This window comes from Prauserella sp. PE36 (assembly GCF_003311655.1).
GTDB lineage: Bacteria > Actinomycetota > Actinomycetes > Mycobacteriales > Pseudonocardiaceae > Prauserella_A > Prauserella_A endophytica.
The window spans coordinates 203,194-227,246 of sequence record NZ_QEQT01000050.1 but is presented as its reverse complement, the minus strand read 5'-3'; the positions used below and the strand labels follow the sequence as shown (position 1 = coordinate 227,246).

26 protein-coding genes are annotated in these 24,053 nt (G+C 72.9%); 15 read left to right on the top strand and 11 right to left on the bottom strand.

The window, feature by feature from the left end; genetic code table 11:
- Position 1: 1 nt before the first annotated feature.
- Entirely contained in the window at positions 2-517 is a 516-nt protein-coding gene (locus DI005_RS12095) for a nitroreductase family protein (protein WP_112269619.1), read from the bottom strand.
- Between the two features lie 215 nt (positions 518-732).
- On the opposite strand from DI005_RS12095, the gene DI005_RS12090 reads away from it, so the two are divergent.
- Positions 733-2,358 carry an ABC-F family ATP-binding cassette domain-containing protein gene (locus DI005_RS12090; RefSeq protein ID WP_113642165.1) on the top strand — a complete coding sequence of 542 codons (1,626 nt, stop codon included), beginning with the start codon at positions 733-735 and terminating at the stop codon, positions 2,356-2,358.
- 44 nt (positions 2,359-2,402) lie between these two features.
- Here DI005_RS12090 and DI005_RS12085 read toward each other — a convergent pair whose 3' ends face one another.
- Entirely contained in the window at positions 2,403-2,861 is a 459-nt protein-coding gene (locus DI005_RS12085) for a VOC family protein (protein WP_112269349.1), read from the bottom strand.
- Between the two features lie 35 nt (positions 2,862-2,896).
- Positions 2,897-3,304, bottom strand: a complete 408-nt coding sequence (locus DI005_RS12080) for a helix-turn-helix domain-containing protein (protein WP_228713741.1) — start codon at positions 3,302-3,304, stop codon at positions 2,897-2,899.
- Positions 3,305-3,360: 56 nt separating this feature from the next.
- Between DI005_RS12080 and DI005_RS12075 the strand changes: the two genes are divergently transcribed.
- Both DI005_RS12075 and DI005_RS12070 read left to right on the top strand, forming a co-directional pair.
- The gene (locus DI005_RS12075) at positions 3,361-4,152 is read left to right on the top strand and encodes an LLM class flavin-dependent oxidoreductase (RefSeq protein ID WP_113642164.1); all 792 of its coding nucleotides are present in this window, start codon (positions 3,361-3,363) and stop codon (positions 4,150-4,152) included.
- Positions 4,153-4,161: 9 nt separating this feature from the next.
- Positions 4,162-4,683: a GNAT family N-acetyltransferase gene (locus DI005_RS12070; protein WP_112269353.1), complete on the top strand. Its 522-nt coding sequence runs from the start codon at positions 4,162-4,164 to the stop codon at positions 4,681-4,683.
- On the opposite strand, the gene DI005_RS12065 is transcribed toward DI005_RS12070, so the two are convergent.
- Positions 4,646-4,831 carry a hypothetical protein gene (locus DI005_RS12065; RefSeq protein ID WP_112269355.1) on the bottom strand — a complete coding sequence of 62 codons (186 nt, stop codon included), beginning with the start codon at positions 4,829-4,831 and terminating at the stop codon, positions 4,646-4,648. The two genes, DI005_RS12070 and DI005_RS12065, sit on opposite strands and share 38 nt — an antisense overlap.
- A 461-nt stretch (positions 4,832-5,292) precedes the next feature.
- Between DI005_RS12065 and DI005_RS12060 the strand changes: the two genes are divergently transcribed.
- The 5 genes from DI005_RS12060 (at position 5,293) to DI005_RS12040 (ending at position 12,249) form a co-directional block, all read left to right on the top strand.
- Positions 5,293-8,004: an alpha-L-fucosidase gene (locus tag DI005_RS12060; protein WP_113642163.1), complete on the top strand. Its 2,712-nt coding sequence runs from the start codon at positions 5,293-5,295 to the stop codon at positions 8,002-8,004.
- Positions 8,005-8,162: 158 nt separating this feature from the next.
- Positions 8,163-9,059, top strand: a complete 897-nt coding sequence (locus tag DI005_RS12055) for a universal stress protein (RefSeq protein ID WP_112269357.1) — start codon at positions 8,163-8,165, stop codon at positions 9,057-9,059.
- The gene (locus tag DI005_RS12050; RefSeq protein ID WP_113642162.1) at positions 9,056-10,039 is read left to right on the top strand and encodes a nitroreductase family protein; all 984 of its coding nucleotides are present in this window, start codon (positions 9,056-9,058) and stop codon (positions 10,037-10,039) included. Before DI005_RS12055 ends, DI005_RS12050 begins: the two co-directional genes overlap by 4 nt.
- A 136-nt stretch (positions 10,040-10,175) precedes the next feature.
- Entirely contained in the window at positions 10,176-10,679 is a 504-nt protein-coding gene (locus tag DI005_RS12045) for an SgcJ/EcaC family oxidoreductase (protein ID WP_113642161.1), read from the top strand.
- Between the two features lie 367 nt (positions 10,680-11,046).
- Positions 11,047-12,249, top strand: coding sequence for an NAD(P)/FAD-dependent oxidoreductase (locus DI005_RS12040; RefSeq protein ID WP_233520102.1), 1,203 nt, complete (start codon positions 11,047-11,049; stop codon positions 12,247-12,249).
- Between the two features lie 334 nt (positions 12,250-12,583).
- Here the strand turns inward: DI005_RS12040 and DI005_RS12035 are convergent, their stop codons facing one another.
- Both DI005_RS12035 and DI005_RS12030 read right to left on the bottom strand, forming a co-directional pair.
- Positions 12,584-13,237 carry a response regulator transcription factor gene (locus tag DI005_RS12035; RefSeq protein ID WP_113642233.1) on the bottom strand — a complete coding sequence of 218 codons (654 nt, stop codon included), beginning with the start codon at positions 13,235-13,237 and terminating at the stop codon, positions 12,584-12,586.
- Complete coding sequence (locus DI005_RS12030; protein ID WP_113642160.1) at positions 13,234-14,373, bottom strand: sensor histidine kinase; 1,140 nt, start codon at positions 14,371-14,373, stop codon at positions 13,234-13,236. Before DI005_RS12030 ends, DI005_RS12035 begins: the two co-directional genes overlap by 4 nt.
- Positions 14,374-14,504: 131 nt before the next feature.
- Between DI005_RS12030 and DI005_RS12025 the strand changes: the two genes are divergently transcribed.
- Together DI005_RS12025 and DI005_RS12020 are read left to right on the top strand one after the other, a co-directional pair.
- A complete protein-coding gene (locus tag DI005_RS12025; RefSeq protein WP_113642159.1) occupies positions 14,505-15,104 on the top strand; it encodes a class I SAM-dependent methyltransferase in 600 nt (199 codons plus the stop codon).
- Complete coding sequence (locus DI005_RS12020; protein WP_113642158.1) at positions 15,101-15,640, top strand: YceI family protein; 540 nt, start codon at positions 15,101-15,103, stop codon at positions 15,638-15,640. Before DI005_RS12025 ends, DI005_RS12020 begins: the two co-directional genes overlap by 4 nt.
- Here the strand turns inward: DI005_RS12020 and DI005_RS12015 are convergent.
- Positions 15,629-16,627, bottom strand: coding sequence for a helix-turn-helix domain-containing protein (locus DI005_RS12015; RefSeq protein ID WP_112269369.1), 999 nt, complete (start codon positions 16,625-16,627; stop codon positions 15,629-15,631). The two genes, DI005_RS12020 and DI005_RS12015, sit on opposite strands and share 12 nt — an antisense overlap.
- Before the next feature lie 156 nt (positions 16,628-16,783).
- On the opposite strand from DI005_RS12015, the gene DI005_RS12010 reads away from it, so the two are divergent.
- The 4 genes from DI005_RS12010 to DI005_RS11995 all read left to right on the top strand — a co-directional run bounded on the left by DI005_RS12010 (position 16,784) and on the right by DI005_RS11995 (position 20,409).
- Positions 16,784-17,737 carry a VOC family protein gene (locus DI005_RS12010; RefSeq protein ID WP_112269371.1) on the top strand — a complete coding sequence of 318 codons (954 nt, stop codon included), beginning with the start codon at positions 16,784-16,786 and terminating at the stop codon, positions 17,735-17,737.
- Between the two features lie 15 nt (positions 17,738-17,752).
- The gene (locus DI005_RS12005) at positions 17,753-18,736 is read left to right on the top strand and encodes an alpha/beta fold hydrolase (RefSeq protein WP_233520101.1); all 984 of its coding nucleotides are present in this window, start codon (positions 17,753-17,755) and stop codon (positions 18,734-18,736) included.
- Between the two features lie 26 nt (positions 18,737-18,762).
- Entirely contained in the window at positions 18,763-19,938 is a 1,176-nt protein-coding gene (locus DI005_RS12000) for an acyl-CoA dehydrogenase (protein WP_113642157.1), read from the top strand.
- Between the two features lie 93 nt (positions 19,939-20,031).
- On the top strand, positions 20,032-20,409 hold the full coding sequence (locus tag DI005_RS11995; RefSeq protein WP_113642156.1) for a sporulation protein: 378 nt from the start codon (positions 20,032-20,034) through the stop codon (positions 20,407-20,409).
- Positions 20,410-20,602: 193 nt separating this feature from the next.
- Here DI005_RS11995 and DI005_RS11990 read toward each other — a convergent pair whose 3' ends face one another.
- Together DI005_RS11990 and DI005_RS11985 are read right to left on the bottom strand one after the other, a co-directional pair.
- A complete protein-coding gene (locus DI005_RS11990; RefSeq protein ID WP_113642155.1) occupies positions 20,603-21,247 on the bottom strand; it encodes a CoA transferase subunit B in 645 nt (214 codons plus the stop codon).
- 10 nt (positions 21,248-21,257) lie between these two features.
- The gene (locus DI005_RS11985; RefSeq protein WP_112269379.1) at positions 21,258-21,992 is read right to left on the bottom strand and encodes a CoA transferase subunit A; all 735 of its coding nucleotides are present in this window, start codon (positions 21,990-21,992) and stop codon (positions 21,258-21,260) included.
- A gap of 132 nt (positions 21,993-22,124) precedes the next feature.
- Between DI005_RS11985 and DI005_RS11980 the strand changes: the two genes are divergently transcribed.
- Entirely contained in the window at positions 22,125-22,907 is a 783-nt protein-coding gene (locus tag DI005_RS11980) for an IclR family transcriptional regulator (RefSeq protein ID WP_112269629.1), read from the top strand.
- 100 nt (positions 22,908-23,007) lie between these two features.
- Here DI005_RS11980 and DI005_RS11975 read toward each other — a convergent pair whose 3' ends face one another.
- Both DI005_RS11975 and catC read right to left on the bottom strand, forming a co-directional pair.
- A complete protein-coding gene (locus DI005_RS11975) occupies positions 23,008-23,661 on the bottom strand; it encodes a GNAT family N-acetyltransferase (RefSeq protein WP_369973572.1) in 654 nt (217 codons plus the stop codon).
- Positions 23,662-23,756: 95 nt separating this feature from the next.
- A complete protein-coding gene (gene catC / locus DI005_RS11970; protein WP_112269381.1) occupies positions 23,757-24,032 on the bottom strand; it encodes a muconolactone Delta-isomerase in 276 nt (91 codons plus the stop codon).
- Positions 24,033-24,053 lie beyond the last annotated feature (21 nt).

Genomic DNA, 24,053 nt, shown 5'->3' with positions numbered 1-24,053 from the left:
CTCAGGCCCGGAAGTGGGTCAGCAGCTCCCGCACCGGCTTGCGGCCCGTGGGGATCGCCGAACGACCCGGCGGCGCCGGTGCGGGACGGCCGAGCGCGATGGCGTGGTCCGCTCGCCAGGGCGCGCACAGGCCGACGAGCCGTGCCGCGGCGTACGCGTTGTCCTCCGGGTAGAGCGAGACGGGGCAGCTGCCCAGCGACCGCGCGTGCGCGGCGAGCAGCAGCGACTGGCAGACCCGGCCGAGGTCGAACTCCGTGTCCTGGCTTCGGTCCGGGCCGGAGAGCAGGAGCAGCACGGTCGGCGCGTGCGCGAGCACCTGTGCGTACTGGCCCAGGCGGGCCAGCCCGGCCCGTACCCCCCGGTCGTTCACCGCGACGAACCGCCAGGGCTGCCGGTTGCGCGCCGATCCCGTCCAGCGTGCGACGTCCACGATCGCCTCGATGTCCTCCGGCGGCACCGCGTGGTCGAGGAAGAAGCGGGTCGCGCGCAGGGACGTGATGAGGCCGGTGTCGGTCATGCCGCCATCGTCGCAGCCGCCCGCGACGGAAATCACGAGCGGCCGGCGATCTTCGTCTGTTACCGTGGACCCGTGCAATACCTGTACTTCCTCTGATCGGTCGAGCACCTGGCCGCCCGTGTCGTCTCCGGGCAGAGCCGGGCATGTCGCATGTTCGCCCGAACTTCCCGGACCGTTCCGCCAGCCGTGCGAGGTCCGGACCAGCTGGAGGAAGTATGTCCAGTCTCATCGTGCTGCCCGCACGGGCGCGTGCCCACCTCAACGCCACCGATGTCACGCTGGCGCGCGGCGGCAGGCCCGTCCTGACCGGAGTGGACGTCACCGTGTCGGCGGGCGACCGCCTCGGCGTCGTCGGCGAGAACGGCCGGGGCAAGACCACGCTTCTGCGGGTCCTCGCGGGAACGCTCGAGCCCGACTCGGGTTCCGTGCACCGTGCCGGCACCCTCGGCGTCGCCGACCAGGAGATGCCTGCGGGCGACCACCGCACCGTCGGCGACCTCATCGACGTGGAGCTGAGCCAGGTCCGCGCCGTGCTGCGGGACTTCGAGGCCGCCACACTCGCGCTCGCCGAGGACCTTCCCGGCGCCGACGAGACCTACGCCGAGGCGCTCGCGGCGGCCGAGGCGATCGACGCGTGGGAGGCCGACCGCCGCGTGGACGTCTCGCTCGCCGCGCTGGGCGCCGTGGCCGACCGGAGCCGACCGCTCGCCGAGCTGTCGGTGGGGCAGCGGTACCGGATCCGCCTCGCGTGCCTGCTCGGCGCCGGGCACGACCTGCTGCTGCTCGACGAGCCGACCAACCACCTCGACGCGAGTGGGCTCGACCACCTGACGGCGAAGCTGCGGGAGCACCCGGGCGGCGTCGTGCTCGTCAGTCACGACCGCGCGCTGCTGTCCGATGTGGTCACCACGGTGCTCGACCTCGACCCCACCTCAGACGGCCGTCCCCGCGTCTACGGTGGCGGGTACGCCGGATACCGCGAGGGACGGCGGGCCGAGCGGGAACGGTGGGAGAACGCCTACCGGGACCAGCAGAACGAGCGGCAGCGGCTCGCCCAGGACCTCTCGGCGGCGCAGAACCGGCTGTCCACGGGCTGGCGTCCGGAGAAGGGCACCGGCAAGCACACCCGCGCGACGAGGGCACCCGCACTGGTGCGGGCGGTGCACCGCAGGCAGGAGGAGCTGGAGGCCCACGTCGTTGACGTGCCGAAGCCGCCGATGCGGTTCCACCTGCCGGAGCTGGCGACCCTGCCGGGCGCCACGCTCCTGCGGGCCGACGAGGTGACCGTGCGCGGTCGGCTCACGGAGCCGAGGTCGGTGCTCCTGCGCTCCGGCGACCGGCTCGTGGTGACCGGACCGAACGGCTCGGGCAAGTCGACGCTGCTCGCGGTGCTCGGAGGAGTGCTCGAACCCGACACCGGCTCGGTGCAGCGCAAGCGCGGAGCCAGGATCGGCCTGCTCGCACAGGAGTCGCCACGCCCGTCGCGGCGGCCCGCGTTCGAGGTCTACGAGGCCGCCGTCGGCAGGCTCGTCAGCGAGGGACGGCTCGCCGAGCCGGAGCGAGTCGGGCTCGGGCAGCTGGGCCTGCTGCCCTCCTGGGCCGCGCACCGGCCGGTGGGCGAGCTGTCGATCGGGCAGCAGCGCAGGCTCGACCTCGCGACACTGCTGGCGGCGCGCCCGCACGTCGTGCTGCTCGACGAGCCGACGAACCACCTGTCCATGGCGCTCGTGGACGAGCTGACCCAGGCACTCGGAGCCACGGGCGCTGCGGTGGTGCTCGCGACGCACGACCGGCAACTGTTGCGCGACACCGCGGGCTGGCCGCGGCTCGCGGTGGGCTGAGGGCGAGGGGTGCCGGGCCGGGGTCCGGCACCCCTCGTACCCGGCTACTCGCCCTGCCAGCGGGCGATGTCGGCGTCGGTGATCTCGACCGGGCCCTCGGCGAGCTGCGTGATGCGGATGTGGTTGCCGAAGGGGTCGCGCAGCGCGCAGTCGATGCCGTAGGGCTGTTTCGTGGGCTCCTCGGTGAACTCGACACCGCGGGCGCGGAGGGTCTCGTAGGTCTGCTGGCAGTCGTCGGTGTTGAGGATCGCGGCCGTGCCCAGCGCGCCCTTGGTGACCAGGTCGCGGACCTGGGCGGCGACCTCCTCGCTCAGCGCGGGCGGCCCCGGCACCTCCAGCAGCAGCTGGCGATCGGGGTCGGACGGCAGCGCGACGGTCAGCCAGCGCATGAAGCCGAGGTCGACGTCCGACGACACCTCGAAGCCGAGCTTGCCGACGTAGAAGTCGAGCGCCTCCTGCTGGTCGAGCACGGGCACGGAGTGAATGCTGATACGCGTGAACATGACCCGAACCGTATGCGGTGGAGGCGCCCGGCGGCTTATCCGAAACGACTCGGTCTGGTCCACGCCTTCACGAAGCACACCGGAACGGCGAGCGGCCGCGCGCTCGCCCGGTACTCGCTGGGGGACGTGCCGGTGATGGCGCGGAACGTCCGGCTGAACGTTCCGAGGCTTTCGAAGCCCACCTTCGCGGCCACGTCGGTGACCGTCGCCGAGTGCGCCCGCAGCAGGGCCATCGCGCGTTCGATCCGCCTGCGTCGCAGGTACTGGTGCGGCGTCTCGCCGAAGGTGCCGCGGAAGGAGCGAGTGAAGTGCGACGGCGACATCAGCGCGATCCGCGCCAGCGCCGGAACGTCGAGCGGGCGGGCGTAGTCGCGGTCGATCGCGTCCTTGGCCCGCAGCAGGCGCAGGTTCTGGTCCTCGAGCGGGCTCAGGGAAGGTGCCACCCGGCCATCGTAGAAGGCCGGGAACACGGCTCGGGCTTCCGCGGTTGCGATCAAGCATGAAGATCGGTGTGTTCCTGCCGAGCCAGGCTCCCGGGGAGATCCGCGCGAGCGCACGGTTCGCCGAGGAGGCGGGGCTCGACTCGCTGTGGGCGACCGACCACCTCGTCGCGAGCGGCCCGATTCTCGACAGCACGGTGGCACTCGCCACCGCCGCCGCCGTGACCGAGCGGATCACGATCGGCTACGGCGTGCTGCTGCTGGCCCTGCGGCGGGTCGCCGTGGCGGCCAAGCAGATCAGCGCCCTGCAACTCGTGTCGGCCGGCCGGCTCGCGGTCGGCGTCGGCACCGGCAACCCAGCGCACGGCGACGCCGGGTGGCGGGCCGCGGGCACGTCGTTCTCCGGAAGGGGCCGTCGCACCGACGAAGCGCTGCGTGTGCTGCCCGCACTGGTCACCGGGCGGCGGGCCGTGCTCGACGACGGCCTCGAGGTGGCGCTGGCGCCCGGCTCGGCGATGCCGCCGGTGCTCGTGGGCGGCAACGGCGAGCGGGCATGGCTCCGCGCCGCCCAGTTCGGTGACGGCTGGATCTCCATCGGCTCCTCTCCCGAGGACGTCGCGGCCGGGCTCCAGGCGCTCGGTGACCTCGCCGCCGGGCACGGCAGGCCCGTGCCGCGCGCGACGGTGGTCGCCCCGGCGCTCGACGGCTCGCCCGCGAAGGCCGCCGAACGGCTGGCCGCCTACGCCGAGGCCGGCGCCGAGCGCGTGATCCTGGCGCCGGGTGGCGAGGGCTGGCGGCCCGGCTACGACTTCGCCGCCGAGGTGCGCGCCGCACTCGGATCCCGTGCCTAGACTGGGCGGATGCCTGCCGAGAACGTCGTGACGCTGCGCCCCGCTACGCCGGAGGACACGGCTGCCGTGGCGCGGATCTGGTACCTCGGCTGGCAGGACGGCCACCTCGGCAACGTCCCCGCCGAGCTGCTCGCCATCCGCACCGAGGAGTCGTTCACGGCCCGCGCGGCGCAGCGCATCGCCGACACCACCGTCGCCACGGTAGGCGGCGCGGTCGCCGGTTTCGTGATGGTGGTGGAGGACGAGGTCGAGCAGGTGTACGTCTCCAGGGAGCACCGGGGCAGCGCCGTCGCGGCGGCGTTGCTCGCCGAGGCCGAACGGCTGGTCGCCGAGGGCGGGCACGAGTGCGCGTGGCTCGCGGTGGTCGGCGGCAACACCAGGGCGCGCCGGTTCTACGAGCGCGGCGGCTGGCGCGACGAGGGACCGTTCGACTACGCCGCCGCGAGCGAGGCGGGGCCCATCCCGGTGCCCGCGCACCGCTATGTCAAGGACGTCACGCCGTCCGGCCGTAGTACTCAGCCAGTGCCGTGAACGCGGCCTCGGGCTCCCACGGCACGTCCCGGTCGGCGCCGGTGAGCACCTTCACCACCCCGTAGCTCGCCCGGTCGAGGTCGGCGCGCGGGTCGTCGCGGTGCGGCAGGTGGTAGGAGGCGAACGGGCACACGAACGCGCTGTCCACGCGCTTCCCGGCCGCCGCCCATGGCGAGCTTGCCGGACCCGACCGTCCACATCGACCAGTTCGAGCGGTGCCTGCGGATGTCGGCCGTACCGGAGCGCGAGCGTCGCCCACCGGTCACAGAGCCTCCGCCGCGGCTCGGTCACCCGTGACGCGGCGGGCGGCGTCACCAGCCATCGGGCGGTGCTGACCAGGAGGGCGCCGACGGGCCGGAGGCGACGGCGAGCCTCGGCGGCGAGGGGCTGCTCCGCAGGTCGCCGGCGGGGGAGCGACCGGGCCCGGTCGCCATGCTGCCCGGCCCCCGGCTCGGGCGAGGAGCCCGCGGTCACATGGCCGTCCACATGGCCGCCGATTCATTGGATGAATCGAGGCGCCCGATTGTCCGGTTTCGGCCAAGTTCTTGCGTTGATCCGGTCTGGGTGAGTCCTTAGTCTCGCTAGAGATCCGATCTCTGGGAGGCTCGTATGAGGACCAGCAGGGCGGCGCTCGCGGGAATTCTGGCCACGGTCATGGTCGCCGTTGCCCCGGGGCCGGTGGGGCCGGTGGCTCGAGCCCAGCCGGCCGAACCGGAGCCCGCGCCGCACGAGGCGCCGGGGTGGTTCAACGACGCCAAGCTCGGCTTTTTCGTTCACTGGGGCCCGTACTCCGTGCCCGCCTATGCGCCCAAGACCGGCGGCGCTCGCGACGGCTCCTTCCGCTACGCCGAGTGGTACTGGTACGAGATGAACCACCCCGGCAGCGCGACGTACGAGCACCACGCCGCGAAGTACGGCACGGACTTCCCGTACGACCGGTTCATCGAGCAGTGGAAGCCGGACCGCTTCGACCCCGAGGAATGGCTGGACCTCTTCGTGGACGGCGGCGCGAAGTACTTCGTCCTCACCTCCAAACACCACGACGGTGTCGCCCTGTGGGACTCGGAGACCACCGGTCGCGACACCGTGGAGCTCGGCCCGCGCCGCGACCTCGTCTCCGAACTGTTCACCGCCGCGGAGAAGTACCCGCTCAAGAAGGGGCTCTACTACTCCCTCGCCGAGTGGTACCACCCGAAGGGCGGCTGGGTGCCGCCGCGCGGCCACAGCCTCGAGGAGGGGCCGGCGAACCCGTACACGGGCGAGCCCGTGCCCTACACCGGCTACACCCCGGTGGACGACGACGTCATGGACCACCAGTACCCGCAGATGATGGAGCTGGTGGAGAAGTTCGACCCCGACATCATGTGGTGCGACATCGGCATCCACGTGCCGAACAACAGCGAGGCGTTCGTCGATCATTACTTCGACCAGGCGGCGAACCGGCCCCAGCCGAAGGACGTCACGGTCAACGACCGCTGCGGCAACGAGCACGCCGACTTCACCACTCCCGAGTACGAGACCCAGGCCGACATCGAACCGGCCAAGTGGGAGGCGACCCGGGGTATCGGCCACTCCTTCGGCTACAACGCCGAGGAGGCGCCCGAGGACTACCTCAGCTCCGAGGACCTGGTGGAGAGCTTCGTCGACATCGTCAGCAAGAACGGCAACCTGCTGCTCAACATCGGCCCGAAGGCCGACGGCTCCATCCCGGAGATCCAGGCCGAGCGTGTCCGCGAGCTGGGCGCGTGGCTGAAGATCAACGGCGAGGCCATCTACGGCAGCACGTACTGGGCGCACGCGGAGGACGAGCACAGCAACGTGCCGGTGCGCTACACCGAGCGGGACGGCAACCTCTACGTCACCGCGTTCGCGTGGCCGGGCGAGGAGCTCACGCTCTCCGGCGATCTGCCACTGGCGGCGTCGAGCCAGGTCACGCTCCTCGGCTCCGACGGCGAGAGCCTGGCGTGGCAGCGGGCGGACGGCCGCGTGCGGATCACGATGCCGGAGCGGGGCGAGTCGGCGACCAAGAGCCGCTACGCCTACACGTTCAAGATCGCCACGCCCGGCCTTGAGGCGCCGCTGCACACCGGGCTGGACCTGCCCGGCCAGCCCGAGCCCGGCGAGCCGATCCCGGCGACGGTGACCATCACCAACCCCGGCAGGCACGTCGCGCCGCCGACCCGCGTGCGGCTCACCGCGCCCGACGGCTGGAGCGTCGAGCCCGCCCGTGCGCACCAGCCGCCGCTGCGGCCGGGGGAGACGAGGACGATGACGTTCACCGTGACCCCGCCGGAGGGCGCGCCGCCCGCGCACTACCGGCTCACCGCGGACGTCACGGCGGGACACGTGACCTACCAGCCCGCCGACTCGATCCTGCTGAGCGACCTGGTACGCGTGGTCAAGCCCGAGAAGCTGACCGCGCTGACCATCGCGGGCGCAGGCGTGCGGCCCTACGTCGACCGCAACTGGGCACTCACCGAGCTGCCGGACGAGCTGACCGGTGCCGTGCTCGTGCCCGGAGCCAACGACGACAAGCGGATCCAGCCGGGACCGATGTCCGTTGTGGACGGACGGGCGCGCGTGGCGGGGGGCGACGTCACCCTGGCCAAGACGGGCCAGGAGTGGACCGACTACGACGTGGAGCTGACGGTGCGGCCCACCACGCGCGGCGCGGGCTGGGTGTTCCGTGCGCCCGACCGGCGCAACGGGTACATGTGGCAGCTGTACCCCGGCACCGGGCTGACCCCTCACCTCCTGCGGGACGGCACGTTCACTCGTCTCGCCGGAACCATCCCGCTCGACGTCGTCGCCGGACGCGACTACCGGGTCAGGATGGAGCTGCGCGGGTCGCTCATCCGCACGTTCGTCGACGGGCAGCTGGTGGACGAGCGGGAGGACGGCACGTTCGCGGCCGGTACCGTGGGCTTCCGGGAGGCGGCCAACGAGACGGCGGAGTTCGACGACGTGCGCGTCACCGATCCCGGCGGGCAGGTGCTCCTGGCCGACGACTTCTCGGCAGGCACCGGGCAGTGGGACAACGACGCCTTCGCCGACTACCTCGTCCTGGACCTGCGCCGCGACGCGACCGTGTACGTGGCCTTCGACGAGCGGGGCGCCCCGGAGCGTGCCGACTGGTGGCCGGACTGGCTGGCCGAGCTGGGCTTTGAGCGCACCGGCCTCACCGTCGGCACCGACGACCCGGGCGGCTCCCGTCTCGTGGTGCACCGGGCCGAGCTGCCCGCGGGCCGGATCGCACTCGGTCCCAACGGGGCGACCTCCGGCAGCTCGTCGAGCTACGTCACCTTCGTGACCGAGCCCTGACGGGCCCCGCCCGCGAGTCGTGCGTTCAGGCGCGCCCGAACGCACGACTCGCGGGCGGGCCCGAGGTCACTCGAAGCAGGGGCTTTCGGCCCACGCGTGCGGCCCCTCGCTCCGGTCACGATGAGGGCACAGTCCCTTCACGGAAAGCCGGGGAGCACATGAACACGATCGTCGCGGGCGTCGACGGGTCCACTTCAGCTCTGCACGCGGTGGCCTGGGCCGCCACCGAGGCGGCACCACGCCGCGAGAAGCTCCGGCTCGTGAGCGCGTACGCGGTACCCGAGCACGGCTACCCGGCGTTCCTGACCTCGGTGGGCGAGTTGCGGGAGGGCCTGCGCGCCCAGGGCGAGGACCGCCTGCGGGAGGCGAGGGAGGCCGCCGAGAAGGCCGCGCCCGGCATCGACGTGGAGACCGTGCTCGTCGAGGCGGACCCGACCGTGACCCTGCTCGGCGAGTCCAGGACCGCCCGCGTCGTGGTCCTCGGCTCACGAGGGCTCGGCGGCTTCAGCGGCCTGCTCGTCGGCTCGACGGCCGTGGCCCTGGCCGCGCACGGGAGCTGCCCGGTCGTGGTGGTGCGCGGCCGCGGCGCCGAGGGCGTGGCGCCGGCCGAGGGACCGGTCGTCGTGGGGCTCGACGGCTCCCCGGCGAGCGTCGCCGCGATCGAGTTCGCCTTCGCCGAGGCCTCGGCGCGCGGCCTGCCGCTGGTGGCGGTGCGCACCTGGAACGACGTGATGCTCGAGGCCACCCTGCGCATGTACCCGCTCTCGGTGAACCCGGACGACATCGACGCCGAGGAGCGCGCGCTGCTGGAGGCGCAGGTCGACGCCGTGCGTGAGGACTACCCGGAGGTTCCTGTGGAGGCGGTGGTCGCGCGCGGTCGCGCGGCGCGCACGCTGCTGGAGCACAGCGAGCGCGCGCAGCTGGTCGTCGTCGGCAGCAGGGGCAGAGGGGGATTCCGGGGGCTGCTGCTCGGTTCCACGAGCCGGGCACTGGTGACGCACGCGTCGTGCCCCGTCGCGGTGGTGCGCCCGCCTGCCACCGGGGAGAACCGATGAGCACGACCGTCCCGGCGAGCCCCACCACACCCGGCGTCGAGGCGGCACTCGCGGCGGCCGTCCGGGCACCCTCGCCGCACAACACCCAGCCCTGGCGGTTCCGGGTCCACGCCGGACGGATCGATGTCTGGCTCGACCCCGGCCGCGTCCTGCCCGTGTGCGATCCCGACGCCAGGGAGGCCCTGCTCGCGTGCGGCGCGGCGATCCTCAACATGCGGCTCAGCATCGCCGACGCCGGGCGGACTCCGCTCGTGGAGCTGTTGCCCGACCGGGAACAGCCGCTGCTGCTCGCCACCATCCGGCCCGGCCGGGTGCGCAGGCCGGGACCCGAGGACACCCGGCTCGCCGCGGCGATCCCGCGCCGCCACACCAACCGCAGGCCGTTCCTCGACCGCCGGGTGCCACTGCACCTGCGGCACGCGCTGCGCCGGGCCGCCGTCGCGGAGGGCGCCCGGCTCGTGCTACTGGACCAGCCGGGGCAGCTGGAGGCCTTCGCGGCGCTGTTGCGGCGTTCCGAACACCTGCAGTTCGAGGACCCGGCGTTCCGCGCCGAGCTCGCCGCGTGGACGCGCGATGGCGCCGCCGTGGACGGCGTGCCGAGGACGGCGGGCGGGCCGAGGGCGCTGGACGGCGGCGTGCTGGCGTTGCGCGACTACGGCGAGCGTGACTCGGCGGTGGAGCGCCGGTTCGAGCGGGACCCGCTCGTCGCGGTGCTGCAGGCACCCGGCGACACCCGCCTGGCGCGGCTGCGCGCGGGGCAGGCGATGCAGCGGGTGCTGCTGACGGCGACGGCCCACGGCCTGAGCGCCTCGTTCCTGGCTCAGCCGGTCGAGGTGCCCGCGGGGCGCGCCGTGCTCAAGGCGATGCTCGGTGAGCACGAGCACCCGCAGGCGGTGCTGCGCCTTGGCTACGGTTTTCCCGGCGCCGCCACACCCCGCAGGCCCGTACACGCGGTCGTCGAGGCACTACCTCAGCGGTAGGAGCCGCGGCGCAGGACGCAACCGGGGGCTGAGGACGCGTTCGCCTTCGCGCTTCTAGGTTTCTCCCGTGCCGGTGAGGTGCACCGGCCGGAGTGGATGGGAGAAACCCTTGGGACGCAAGGCAATGACGAGAGGTATGGCCGTGGCCGCTGTCGCGGCCGCGATCGTCGGCGGCTCGGCACTGCTCGCCGGAGCGGAGCCGGGCACCACGACGCCGGCTTCCGGCGGGGAGCGGGAGCGTGCGCTGGCCGCGTTCGACCGCATCCGCGACCAGCAGGCGGATGCGTGGTACCGCGAGGACAGCGCCGCGTTCGCGGCGACCTTCACCGCCGACGGCGACGTGGTGACCTTCAACGGCGACCACCTGCGCACCCGAGACGGCATCGAGGAGGGCATGCGGTTCTACTTCGAGCACTACATCGACCACACGCGACTGCGCACTGTGGACGAGCACGTCCGGTTCGCCCGGCCGGATCTCGCGATCATCGTGCGCACCGGCTGCCAGCTCGAGCCGAAGGGCACCGAGTGCCGTGAGGACTCGTTGTCCCGCAACACGAACGTCATGGTGAAACGCCACGGCCGTTGGCTGCAGCAGTCCTTCCAGAACACCCGGGTGATGGAGCTTCCGGATCCGAACTGAGGCTGCCGCGACGCGGCCGGCCCTGGCCCTTCCAAAACGGATGCCTGGAGCAGGGCGCGTGGAGGGAGGCACGATGACGTATCACGGCCATCTCACCGGGGAGCGGCGACGTGAGTCCCGCCGTGAGCGAGCCGATCTGCTTCGCCCACTCCCGAGGGGCCGCTGAAGCTCAGTGACGTCGTCACGGTGGAGGCGCACAAGCCCGAGAACCGGCGGCGGTCCGCGGCGCCCGCCGCCGTCGCCGGTCAGCGCCTCGGACGGCGGGTAGCCTGCGCACGACCTCGTGGCGGTGTGTTCTACGTCGCGTACCCGGTGCGGCGCTTCGTGACAGGATCGACCGTTGTCGAGCGACGCGAGGAGAGGCCCAGTGGTGAGTCAGCCCGAGCACGTCGTGGTGATCGGAGCCGGGCTCGGTGGTGTGCGCACGGCCGAGCAGCTGCGAGGCGCCGGGTACGACGGCGAGATCAGCCTGGTCGGCGCGGAACCGCACGCGCCCTATGACCGCCCGCCACTGTCGAAGCAGGTGCTCACGGGAGCCTGGCCCGCCGAGAAGGTCGTGCTGCGCGACGAGGACGCGCTCGCGGAACTCAGGGTGCGGACCCGTTTCGGGGTCGCCGCGGTGGGCGTGCACGACGGCGCGGTGGAACTCGCCGACGGCACGCTGCTGAACGCCGACGCGGTGGTGATCGCCACCGGGGCGCGGGCACGGAAGCTGCCTGGTCAGCCCGACGGCGTGCACACGCTGCGGACCCTCGACGACTCGCTCGCCCTGCAGGCGGCACTCAAGGACGCGCGGTCGCTGCTCGTCGTCGGCGCGGGCTTCATCGGCGCCGAGGTGGCCAGCGGTGCCCGCGACCAGGGCCTGCACGTCACCGTGCTGGAGGCGCTGCCGGTGCCGTGCGAGCGTGCCCTCGGCCCGGAGGTCGGCGTGCTGTGCGGCAGGCTGCTCACCGAGGCCGGGGTCGACCTGCGGTTCGGTGCCCGGCTGGAACGCTTCGTGGACGCCCGCACCGTGGAGCTGGCGGGAGGGGAACGCCTGACGGCCGACGTCGTGCTGGTCGGCGTCGGCGCGGCGCCGATGCTCGACTGGCTGGGCGGCACCGCGGCGGGGCGGGAACTGGACGTCAGCGCCGGTCTGGCCTGCGACGAGCGCGGCCGGGTGGTCGGCGCGCCGGGAGTGTGGGCGGTCGGCGACGTCGCCGCGTGGGCGGACCCCGCTCGCGGCGCGCGGTCGCGCTGCGAGCACTGGACCAACGCCGTCGACCAGGCCGCCGTCGTGGCGAGGGACATCGCAGGCGCCCCGCCGCCGCCGGCGAGCGTGCCGTACGTGTGGTCGGACCAGTTCGGCATGAAGATCCAGGTCATCGGCAGGCCCGAGCTCGCCGACAACGTCGTGGCCCTGCAGGGCGACGGACTCGCGGGCGGGGACGTGCGCGGCACCGTGGCCGGCTACTTCGCGGGCGACCGGCTCGTCGGGGTCGCCGGGTTCGGCGCGGCTCGCCACGTCGCCCGCTACCGGGCGCTCGTGGCCAAGGGCGCCGAGCGGTCCGAGGTGCTGACCCCGGCCTGACCACGCGGGCGGGTCACGAGCGCCCGGGCCCGCCGGCGAGGGGGTCCGCGGCGAGCCGTCGGACTGAGGCGTCACCACCACGGTCGCCGTCCGCTCCCGCGGCTGTGCGGGCACGGGCTCGCCCCGATCGACGTGGTCGCGCGCCCTGCGCCCGTAGGCGATGAGCCCGATGAGCGCCGAACTCGCGAGCCGGAGCGAGCCAGTGCGGGCGGGAAACGGCGCGGGAAAGGTCGCCGGTGAACCCCGGCGCCTCCGGCGTTGCGCCGATTCCGCATCGCGCCGTGGCCGGCGGCCGCGTGGGGCGAATCCGGGCGGCGGGCTCGCGCGGAGCCGCTCAGCAGAGCCCGGCGTCGTGCACGAGCAGCGCCACCTGGGTGCGGTTGCCGAGCCCGAGCTTGGTGAGGATGCGGGTGATGTGCGCCTTGACCGTCGCGACGCTGACGAACAGCTCCCCGGCGATCTCGGCGTTGGACTTGCCCTTGCCGAGTGCCACGGCGACCTCATGCTCGCGGGTGCTGAGCGCGGCGAGTGCCGTGCGGGCGCGGTCGTAGGCCGTGGCGTCGGTGGCGGCGCGGTCCATCAGCCTGCGCGTGATGCCGGGGGAGAGGATCGGGTCACCGGCGGCCACCGTGCGCACGGCTTCGGCGATCTCGGCCGGCGGCGAGTCCTTGAGCAGGAACCCGCTCGCCCCGGCCCGCAGGGCGCGCAGCACGTTCTCGTCGGTGTCGAACGTGGTCAGCACGATCACCTCCGGCGGGTTCCGCCTGGCGCGTACCCGGCGGGTCGCGGCGATCCCGTTCACCCTCGGCATCCGCACGTCCATGAGCACCACGTCGGTGACGCGCGTGTCGAGCGCCGCGGGCACCCGGTCGCCGTCGTCGGCCTCGCCGACCACGGCGATTCCGTCGGCGCCGTCGAGCATCAGCGTCAGTCCCGCGCGCACCAGCGCGTCGTCGTCGACGATGAGCACCCTGACCGGTTCCGTCATGCCGGCCACGGTAGCCAGGCGTGCAGCCGGAACTCGCGGGCCGTCGCCCGGTGGTCGAGCCTGCCCCCGGCCAGCCGCACACGTTCGGTGAGCCCGACCAGCCCGGTCCCGGCGCCGGGGACGGAGGACACCGCGGCCCGGTCGGCGAGCGGGTTGGACACCGTGATCACCAGCCGCGTGCCCGGCGTGCCGTCGAGCGCGATGCTCACCGGCTGGCCGGGCGCGTGCTTGCGCGCGTTGGTCAGTGCCTCCTGCAGCACGCGGTACGCGGTACGCCCGGTGGTGCCGGGCAGCGCGGCGGTATCGGTGAGCCCGTCGCGCACGTCGACCACCGTTCCGGCGGAGCGGGACTCCGCGACCAGCTCCGGCAGGTCCGCCAGCGCCGGCATGGGACGGTCGGTGCCCTCGCTCACGGGGTCGTCGCGCAACAGCGCGATCACGTCCCGCAGCTCGTCCAACGCCTGGTGCACCGTCCTGCGGATCACGCCCGCCGCCTCGGACACGCGTTCGGCCGGCATTCCGGGCCGGTACTCCAGCGCACCCGCGTAGGTGGCCAGCAGCGAAAGGCGGTGGGCGAGCACGTCGTGCATCTCCCTCGCGATACGGGTGCGTTCGGCCGCCCGCGCCTCGGCGACCCGCCTGCCCTGCTCGGCCTCCGCGCGCTGGGCGCGTTCCCGCAGCGACGCGATGAGCGCCCTGCGGGCCTCGGCCAGCGCCCCCCAGCCGAGCAGGGCGGTGTGCGCGACCACCACCAGCGCCAGCCACCACCAGAAGGACAGCCCTCCCAGCGGTCGCCACAGCCAGCGCAGCAGGTGCGCGGCAACGCTCACCGCGGCGACCCCCACCGCCACGGGGAACGGCCGGGTGCGCGCGGTGTGCAGCACGCCCACGCTCGCCGCCGGGGTGCCGGCGGGCGAGCTCAGCGCGAGCGCCGTGATCACCAGCGTCGTGGCCGCGGGCCTGCGCAGCAGCACCGGCACCAGGCAGCAGCCGGCCACCACGACCGCGAGGTCGATCGCGAGCGGCCAGCCGCGTGTGCCCGCCGCGAACTCCCCCCACGTGGTCGCGGCCCCGCCCGCCCCGACCACCACGACGGGCAGCGCGGTGCGGGTCGCGCAGAACAGCTCACCAGGCACGAGGCCGAGCCTACGGTCGGCCCGGCGGTCGGCACACCGACCAAAGTCGAAACCGCACCCGGCCTCCGGAGAGCGCCCGCGCTCCCGGTGGCCGATGCACGCGACGGCCCCGTGCGGCGACGCTGGGCGCCATGACCACGAGCTTCCAGCCCGCCTCGCTGCTGGCCGCACTGCTCGCCCCGCTGCGCGGCACGGTGCTCGAACTGGGCCCCGGCACCGGAGTGAACCTGCCCCACTACGCGCCCGGCGTCACCTGGATCGGCGTGGAGCCCGACCCGCGGAGCCGGGGGCGGCTCGGCAGGGCGATCGCCCGGCTCGGCGGCACCGGCGAGGTACTGGACGGCCGGGCCGAGCGGCTCGACCTGCCCGGCCACAGCGTCGACGCCGTCGTGGCGACGTTCGTGCTCTGCTCCGTGGACGACGTCACGGCGGCACTCACGGAGATCCGCCGGGTGCTGCGCCCTGGCGGACGGTATGTTCTCGCCGAGCACGTCGCCGCTCCCCAGGGCACCTGGGTGCGGCGGGGACAGGACGGCTTGGCGCGGGCCAGCCGCTGGTTCGGCGGGAAATGCCGGCCGAACCGGTGCGCCGAGTCCGCCATCGCGCGGGCCGGTTTCGAGCTCGCCGACGTCCACCGGTTCGTCGTGCCAGGTCCGCTGGGGGCCGGCATTCCGCACCTCGCCGGCGCCGCCGTGCGCCCGGCCGACACAGGGAAAGGACCCACCTCATGAGCGACCCGGCCGCGACCACGGACACCGTCGAGATCCCCGCCGAGGGCGGCTACCGCATCGACCCGGAGAACTCCACGATCACCTTCGTCACCCGCCACCTGTTCGGGCTGGCGCCCGTGCGCGGGAGCTTCGCGCTGGGCGACGGGCACATCGAGGTGGCGGAGCCGGTCACCGAGTCGTCGGCGAGGGCGGCCATCCCGGCAGCGAGCGTCGACACCCGAAACGCCGCCAGGGACACCACGGTCCGTTCCGCGCAGTACCTCAACGCCGAGAACCATCCGCGGATCGGGTTCGTCTCGACCGGCCTGGACCACGGCGACGGCGGCTGGATCCTGCACGGCGAGCTGACGGTGCGGGGCACGACCCGCCCGCTCGACGTGCGGGTGGAGCGGCTGCGGGCCGAGGGCGGCAGGATCCGCCTGCGGGCGAGCGCCGAGGTCGACCGCTACGCGTTCGGCATCACCGCCATGAAGGGCATGACCGGGCGGCGCCTGACGCTGACGCTCGACGTCACGGCCGTCCGTTCACCCGAGTGAGTCCTGCCGGAACTCCGCGGGCGTGCGGCCGGTCTCCCGCTTGAACACCTGCCCGAAGTGCGACGCGCTCGTGAACCCCCACCGGGCCGCGAGCGCGGCTACCGGCACCTCCCGCAGCAGCGGGTCGGCGAGATCGCGCATGCAGCGCTCCACCCGGCGCGCCCTGATCCACGACGCGACCGTGAAGCCCGTGCGGGCGAACAGGTTGTGCAAGCTCCTCGGGGACACGTAGTGCGCGGCGGCGATACCGGCCGGCCCGAGCTCCGGATCGGAGAGGTGCTCGTCCACGTAGGCGCGCACGCGTTCCAGCAACGCCTCCCTCGGGTCGGCGGGCCCCGCTGCGCGCTCGCCCCGCTCGGCCCGCAGCATGACCGCGACGAGGTCCAGCACGGAGCGCACCGCGTGCGGCCCGTTCGGGCCGAGCGTCTCCACGTTGCGGTTGAGGCTCAGCAGCATGTCCCACACCGCCGAGGGCAGGCCCGGTGCGCAGTCGAACGCGGTGGCCGTGATGCCGGCGAGCGGATCGTCGTGCCTGCCGCCGAGGTAGCGCCGGGGAAACCGGATGCACGTCGAGCGGTAGTCGTCGCTGGAGATCAGCGTGGCGGGCTTGGCGGAGTCGTAGATCGCGAACAGGCCCGGCTTCAGCACGGCGACCCGGTCGTCCTGTGCCAGGCGAAGCTCGCCGGAGAGCTGCAGGGTGAGCACGCAGTACGGTGGCTCGCCCTCCGAGATCGTCGTGGCGTCGCGGTGGGCGGCGTGCCTGCCGCATTCCATGTCGACGAAGTTCACGTCCGCGAGCGGGCGGTTGCTGACGACACCGGTGAACGCGCCGGGGCGTTCGCAGTCGAAGCGGAACCGCAGCACGCTGCGCTCAACGGCGTGGGTCCAGGTGCCGAACTCGACCCTCGGACCCCTCGGCCGGGGAACGAGGTCCGCGGTCAGCACCGGGTGCTCTGCCTGGTCTGCCTGGTCTGCGCGTGACGTCATCGTCGTCTCCAGGGGCTCGGCGGGCCCTCGGTCCAACGCCGGAGGCTACCAGGAGTGCGCGGATTCGACACTGCCGTGCGCCTGCGGCTCATGACGCGGAGGCGGCGGCCTCCTAGCGTCGGGCACACCGCTCGATCCCTCACCGTGGAGGTCGTCATGGCGTTCGTCGAAGGTTCACACCACGTGACGCTGTCGGTCGGTGGCGCACAGGAGGACGTGGACTTCCACGTCAAGGTGCTCGGCATGCGGCTCATCAAGCGCACCGTGCTCTTCGACGGGTCCCTGCCGATCTACCACCTCTACTACTCGAACGCGGCCGGCGACCCGTCCAGCGTCGTGACGACGTTTCCGTGGGCACAGGCCGGGTTCTACGGCACACGCGGCACCAACCAGGCGCGCGAGGTGCTGCTGTCCGTGCCCAACGGCTCGCTCGACTACTGGCACCGGCGGCTCACCGAGCACGACATCGAGGTGGAGAACATCGAGCCCTTCGGCGACCGGCGGCTGGCTTTCCGGCATCCCTGCGGAATCGAGTACGTGTTCGTCGGCAACACCGGCGACGAGCGGGTCGGCCATCCGGGCTACGGCGTCCCGCCGGAGCACGCGATCCATGGCATCCACGGCGTCGGCGTCCACGTCGCGACGCCGGACCGGATGGTGGAGTTCGCCGAGGAGTCGTTCTTCGCGCGGGAGGGTCTGGTCGAGGAAGGCGACCGGGTGAGCCTGCGGATCGGCGAGCGGAAGCACGGCAATCACCTGGAGCTGACGGTCAACCGGACCGACGAGCAGGGCACGTGGGGCTACGGCGCCGGTACCTATCACCACTTCGCCTGGAACGTCGCGAATCTGGAGAACCAGGACGCGGTGAAGTTCGAGATCGAGGGCCGGGGCTACACCGACATCTCCGAGCTGAAGGACCGCAAGTACTTCAAGAGCGTCTACGTCCGCACGCCGGGTGGTGCGTTGTTCGAGCTGGCCGTCACCCACCCCGAGGGCGGCTGGACGTGTGACGAGTCGCCGAGGGAGCTGGGCACACGGTTCCAGCTTCCCGAGCGGTTCGAGCACCGCAGGGACGAGATCTTCCGTAGGCTCGAACCGATCTCGATCTAGCCTGGGAGGCCGGGAATGGTCGCACCACACGTGCGGGGCGGGTACGAGATCACGGTGCGCCGGGGCCAGTTCTGGATTCCGGGCGAGCGGTTGGAGACGCTGGGTGGCACAGTCGCGCGGGCCCCGATGTTCGTGCAGTGGGAGGCGCCGCCAGAGGTGACCCGCCCGCGTCCGCTCGTGCTCGTCCACGGCGGTGGCGGCCAGGGCACCGACTGGACGGGTACCCCGGACGGGCGCCCGGGTTGGGCGACCCGGTTCGTGGAGGCCGGTTTCGCCGTGTACGTGGTCGACCGGTGCGGTCACGGCCGCTCGCCGTACCACCCGGACGTCGTCGGACCGATGGGCGCGCCGTTCCCCTACGAGGCGGCACGGGCGCTTTTCCTGCCGGACGAGACGCGCGGCGAGCAGGTGCAGTGGACCTACGACCGTGAGCTCGGCTCGGCGGACCTCGACCAGCTGGTGAGCCCGATGGGTCCGCTGCCGGCCGACCTCGCCGAGTCGCAGCGCATGGACGCGGACCGTCTCGCTCGGCTGCTGGACCTCACCGGCGAGGCCGTGCTGGTAACCCATTCGGCCGGTGGCCCCGTCGGCTGGCTGGCCGCCGACGCCCGGCCAGGGCACGTGACCGCGATCGTCGCGGTGGAGCCGATCGGCCCGGCCTTCGCGGAGTTCCCCGGGCTCGGCTCGCTCGACTGGGGACTCACGGCGGCACCGATCCGCTACGACCCACCGGTGGCGAGCCCCGGAGAGGCCCGCGCGGCGCAGGAACTGCGCATGCCCGCGCTCGCGGGCAAACCGGTGGCCGTGGTCAGTGGCGGCGCGTCGGCGTTCGCCGCCTTCGCGCCGAAGGTGGCCGAGTTCCTCGCCGCCGCGGGCGCGCGGGCCGAGCACCTCCACCTGCCCGCGCACGGCATCAAGGGCAACGGCCACGGGCTGATCTTCGAGGCGAACTCCGACGAGACGGTGCGACCGGTCATCGACTGGATCGACTCACATTGAGCCGGCACTGAGGCGAAGGAAGGCGAATGGGCTCCCAACTGCACGTCAGCGACTCCTACGACGAGATGATGCGCCGCCTGGACGACATCGCGCCGGTGCTGCGCGCGGGCGCCGAGAAGGGCGAGGAACTGGGCCGCCTGACCGACGAGGTCGCCGAGGCACTGCGCGGCAGCGGCGCGCTGAAGGTCGGCATCCCGGCCGAGCTCGGCGGCTACGAGTTCTCGCCGCGGCAGGTGATCGACACGATCGCGCGGATCACGGAGGCGGACGCTTCGGCGGGCTGGTCGTTCATGGCGCTGCAGATGGTCACCGGTACCACGGCCGCCTACCTCGGCGACGAGGCCGCGGCCGACCTGTTCCCCGACGTCGCGGGCGACCGCTACGCGCTCGTCGCCGGGCAGGGCACGCGGCTCGGTAAGGCCGTGCCGGTCGAAGGCGGCTACCGCGTCAGCGGGCACTGGAGCTTCGCGTCGGGCATTTCGATGGCCACCCACATCCACACGGCCGCGCTGTGTGAGCGCACCGGCACGCCGCTCGTGTTCACACTGCCCAAGGAGCAGGCCACGCTGGTGGACAACTGGGACGTGCTGGGGCTGCGCGCGACCAACAGCATCGACTACGTCTGCGAGGACGTGTTCGTGCCGGAGACGCACGTCTACGAGGTCACCACGATGGCCGCGCGCCACGGTGGCGCGATCTACCGGATGGGACTGGCCAACATGTCCGGGGTCTGCCACACCGGGTGGGCGCTCGGCGTCGGCCGGCGGATGCTCGACGAGCTGAAAGCGCTGGTGGACAAGAAGACCGGCACTCCGGGCGCGTCCGTCGACACGGGACAGTTCCACGCCGAGTACGCGCAGGCGGAGGCGAAGCTGCGGGCCGCGGGGGCGTGGGCGATGGAGGTGTGGGAGTGCAACGAGGCCACCCTGGCCGCCGGTGACCTGCTCGACACGGAGCAGGAGACGCTGACCCGGCTGATGCTCAACAACACGACGTGGTCGGTGCACGCGGTGGGGCAGACGGTACACAAGTGGGCGGCGACGGCCGCGCTGCGCCGGGGCGACCTGCAGCGCTACTTCCGCGACCTGCACGCCGGTACCCAGCACGTCACCTCCGGCCCGGTGGTGCTGCAGAACTGCGGCAGATGGCTGGCCGGCCTGGCTCCGAACGCGAAGTGGGCCTTCCTCGACCTCACCGAGTGAGGACCAACGACCCTTCGCCGGCCGGCCTCTCGGCGTCCATGCTGGATGCCGGGGACCACCGCCGGTCCGCGCGGACGCTGGAGGGGAGAACCGATGAAGGTCGAGGAGTTGCTGACGAGGGCCCGCGACACCATCACCGTCGGCCGCGTCTACGGCGAGCCGATCGAGCGCGACGGCGTCACCGTGATCCCGGCCGCCGCCGTGCTGGGCGGCGGCGGGGCCGGGCAGGGCGTCGACGAGAAGGGTGGGCAGGGCGAGGGTGGCGGGTTCGGCGCCGCCGCCCGTCCGGTGGGCGCGTACCTGATCCGGGACCGTGCGGTGACGTGGGTGCCCGCGGTCGACGTCAACCGGCTGCTGATCGTTCTCGGGGTCGTGGTGACCGTCTTCCTGCTCGTCCGAGTGAGGATCGCCAGGGCCCGCGCGAAGGCCAGGACCCGTCCGGAGGTGGCCGGCGAACCGGCGACTGAGTGATCCGATCGGGCAAGGGCCACCGCCTTCGCGCCGTTCACCGGGCCGGCCGGTGCGCACGGCCGTGAACACGACCCGACAGGCCGCGCTCGGGCACCGGAGTGGACTCGCCGGCCGCCGGGGCCCGCGCCTGACCTCTACGAAAGAGGACCCACCCCGAGTGGCGGCGGGGTGGGTCCTCATTTCGTGCCCGGGCTCAGCCGACCGCGGCGGGCAGCTCCAGCGGGGCACCGGTCTTCGCGCGGACCTCGTCCTCGCCGACGCCGGGTGCGAGATCCACCAGCCGCAGGCCGTCCGGCGTCACGTCGATCACGGCGAGGTCGGTGATGATCCGGTTCACCACGCCCGCACCGGTCAGCGGCAGCGTGCAGTCGCCGACGATCTTCGGGCTGCCGTCCTTGGCGACGTGGTCGGTGAGCACCACGATCCGGCGGGCGCCGACCACGAGGTCCATCGCCCCGCCCATGCCCTTCACCAGCGCGCCGGGGATGGTCCAGTTCGCCAGGTCGCCCTTCGCGGTCACCTGCAGCGCGCCGAGGATGGCGATGTCGATGTGCCCGCCGCGGATCATCCCGAACGACGTCGCCGAGTCGAAGTAGCTGGCGCCGGGGACCACGGTCACCGTCTGCTTGCCCGCGTTGATGACGTCGGCGTCCTCCTCGCCCTCGAAGGGGAACGGGCCGAGACCGAGGATGCCGTTCTCGCTCTGCAGGGTCACCTGCACGCCGTCGGGGATGTGGTTGGCGACCAGCGTCGGGATGCCGATCCCGAGGTTGACGTAGTCGCCGTCGTTGAGCTCGGCGGCCGCGATCGCCGCCATCTCGTCACGTGTCCAGGGCATGCGGCTACTCCTAGGCTCCGACGGTCTCGCGGGGGCGGACCGTGCGCTTCTCGATGTCCTTGACCCGCTCGCGCGCCCGCACGAGGTGGTTCACGTAGATGCCGGGCGTCGCGACGAGGCCCGGGTCGATGAACCCGGGGGACACATGCTCGGCCTCCGCGACCGTCACCCGGCCGCACGTGGCGACCAGCGGGTTGAAGTTGCGCGCGGTGGCCCGGTAGGTCAGGTTGCCCGCCTCGTCGGCGGTGTGGGCGTGCACCAGCGCCAGGTCGGCGACGATCGCGCGCTCCTGGACGTAGGTGTGCCCGTCGAACTCCGCGTGCGGCTTGCCCTCGGCGACGGGCGTGCCCACGCCGGACCGGGTGTAGAAGGCGGCGATCCCGGCGCCACCCGCCCGCATGCGCTCGGCGAGCGTGCCCTGTGGGGAGAACTCCACGTCCAGCACCTTGTCCAGGTACTGCTGGGCGAACAGCTTGTTCTCGCCGACGTAGGAGGCGATCACCTTGGTCACCTGGCGGTTCTCCAGCAGCAGGCCGAGCCCCTTGCCGTCGACGCCCATGTTGTTGGACACGATCGTCAGCCCGGTGACCCCGGAGTCCCGCACCACCTCGATGAGGTCGTTCGGGATGCCGCACAGGCCGAACCCGCCGACGGCGATGGTCATCCCGTCGGTCAGCACTCCGGCCAAGGCGGCCTGCGCGTCCGCGCGGAGTTTCGACAACTCGCCCACCTCTCGGTCGTTCATTCTTCGAGCGCCCTGAGTCAACGTGCGCACCAGGGCCTTTCGCAAGGAACAGGCCCAAGCGACCCGGAAACCGATCACCCGGCGGCCGTGGGCGCGATCAGGCGTTCACTGAGTGAACGTATGCTCGGAGGCATGGACCCGACCCCCGCCGCCCACCTCGTCGGCAGGGTGGGCGCCGTGCTGCGCGCGCTGTCGACGGTCAACGAGTCCGGGGCCGGCACCGCGGAGCTCGCTCGGGCGGCCGGTCTGCCGAGGCCGACCGTGCACCGCCTGCTCGGCTCGCTCGCCGACGAGGGCTTCGTCGACCGCGACCAGCGCAGCGGCCGCTGGTTCCTCGGCCCCGAGCTGTACCTGCTCGGGGAGGCGGCAGGCAGGCGCTACGACGTCACCCAGCACGCGCGGGAGAGCGTGCACCGGCTCGCGGCGGCGACGGGGGAGAGCGCGTTCTTCTCCGCGCGCCGGGGCGGAGAGACCGTGTGCCTGCTGCGCGAGGACGGGGACTTCCCGATCCGGTCCTTCGTGCTGTACGAGGGCGCCCGCTTTCCGCTCGGGGTCGTGTCGGCGGGGCTGGTGGTGCTGTCGTTCCTCACCGACGCCGAGATCGACGCCTACCTGGAGAGCACGGATCTGGTGAACCGCTGGGGCGCCGCGCACGCGCCGGACGCGGTGCGCGAACGGATCGCCCGCACCCGCACCGATGGCTACGCCGTGAACCCCGGCCTCGTGGTCGAAGGCAGCTGGGGAATGGCGGCGGCCGTGTTCGACCGGGCGGGGCAACCGTCCTGGGCGCTGACGCTGACCGGCGTGGAGACGAGGTTCCGCCCCGAGCGCAGGCCCGAACTGGGCGCCCTGCTGCTGCGGGAGGCGCACGCGCTCAGCCGTGTCATCGGCAGCGGAGAGCCCGCCCGGCGCTGAAGGCCCGCGGGTGCTCCGGATGCGGTTCGCGTGGCGGTGCCGGTGGCGGAGCTGGTCGACGGCGCAGCTGCGAGCGGCTTCGCCGCTGCTGGAACAGGCTCTAGCCGTGGCGGTGCCTGCCGCGGCGGGGGCGCCAGTGCCTGCCCCGGCGCGGGCTCGGGTCGGCGTGGGCGAGCATGACGTCGCGGTGGCGCGCGGCGAACTCGGGCGCCGTGATGCCCATCAGCACCAGGTACCGGATGTCGCCGAGGGAGAGCTCCGTGTCGCGCAGCCTGCCCTCCTCGCGGAAGCCGAGCGCGCCGTGCAGCGACAGCGATCCGACGTTGCCGCCGTAGATGCTCACCTGGCACCGGCGGAAGCTCCGCTCGAAGAACATGAAGGACAGCAGCACCATGATGGCGTCGCTCGCGTAGCCGCACCGCCGGTGCTGCGCCCCGATGCCGATGCCGTAGCTGAACCGATCGGACTCGGTGTCGTCCTGGCTCAGGCAGAGCGACCCGACGAGCATCCCGCCGCGCAGGGTCTCGATCGCGAAGTGGCTGTCGCCCGACGCGGCGGCACCCGCGCGGTGTGCCGCCCAGTGCCGGTACCCACCCACCTGCGCGGACCGCTCGCGCGCCGAGGCGCGGTCGAAGCCGATCAGCGTGCGATGGTCGGCGGAGTCGATCTCGCGCAGCCGCACCTTGCGCCCGGCCCAGCCCGGCACCGGCACACGACAGGTGGTCAGCGCGGAATGAGGCGGGTGCGTCATCATCGGCGATGACCATACCGCGCTGCCGCGACGGACTCGCAGGGGTACTCGGCCCCTGGCGAAGTCCGTTGCGGTGGCGCGGAAACGGTGCGCGCGCCTCAGATCTTGGACGGGTGCTTGGCCAGCGGCGTGACCTTGATGTCCATGTACGGGAACAGCGGCAGGCCGGAGAGGATGTCGTGTAGCTCGTCGCCGGACTCGACGTCGAAGACGGAGAAGTTGGAGTACTCACCCACGATGCGCCAGATGTGCGGCCACTTCCCGGAGCGCTGCAGCTCCTGGCTGTAGGCCTTCTCTCGGGCCACGATGTCGGCGCGCATCTCCGGGTCCAGGTCGGCCGGCAGGTGCACGTCCATCCGCACGTGGAACAGCATGGGTGAGTACTCCTTCTCTGC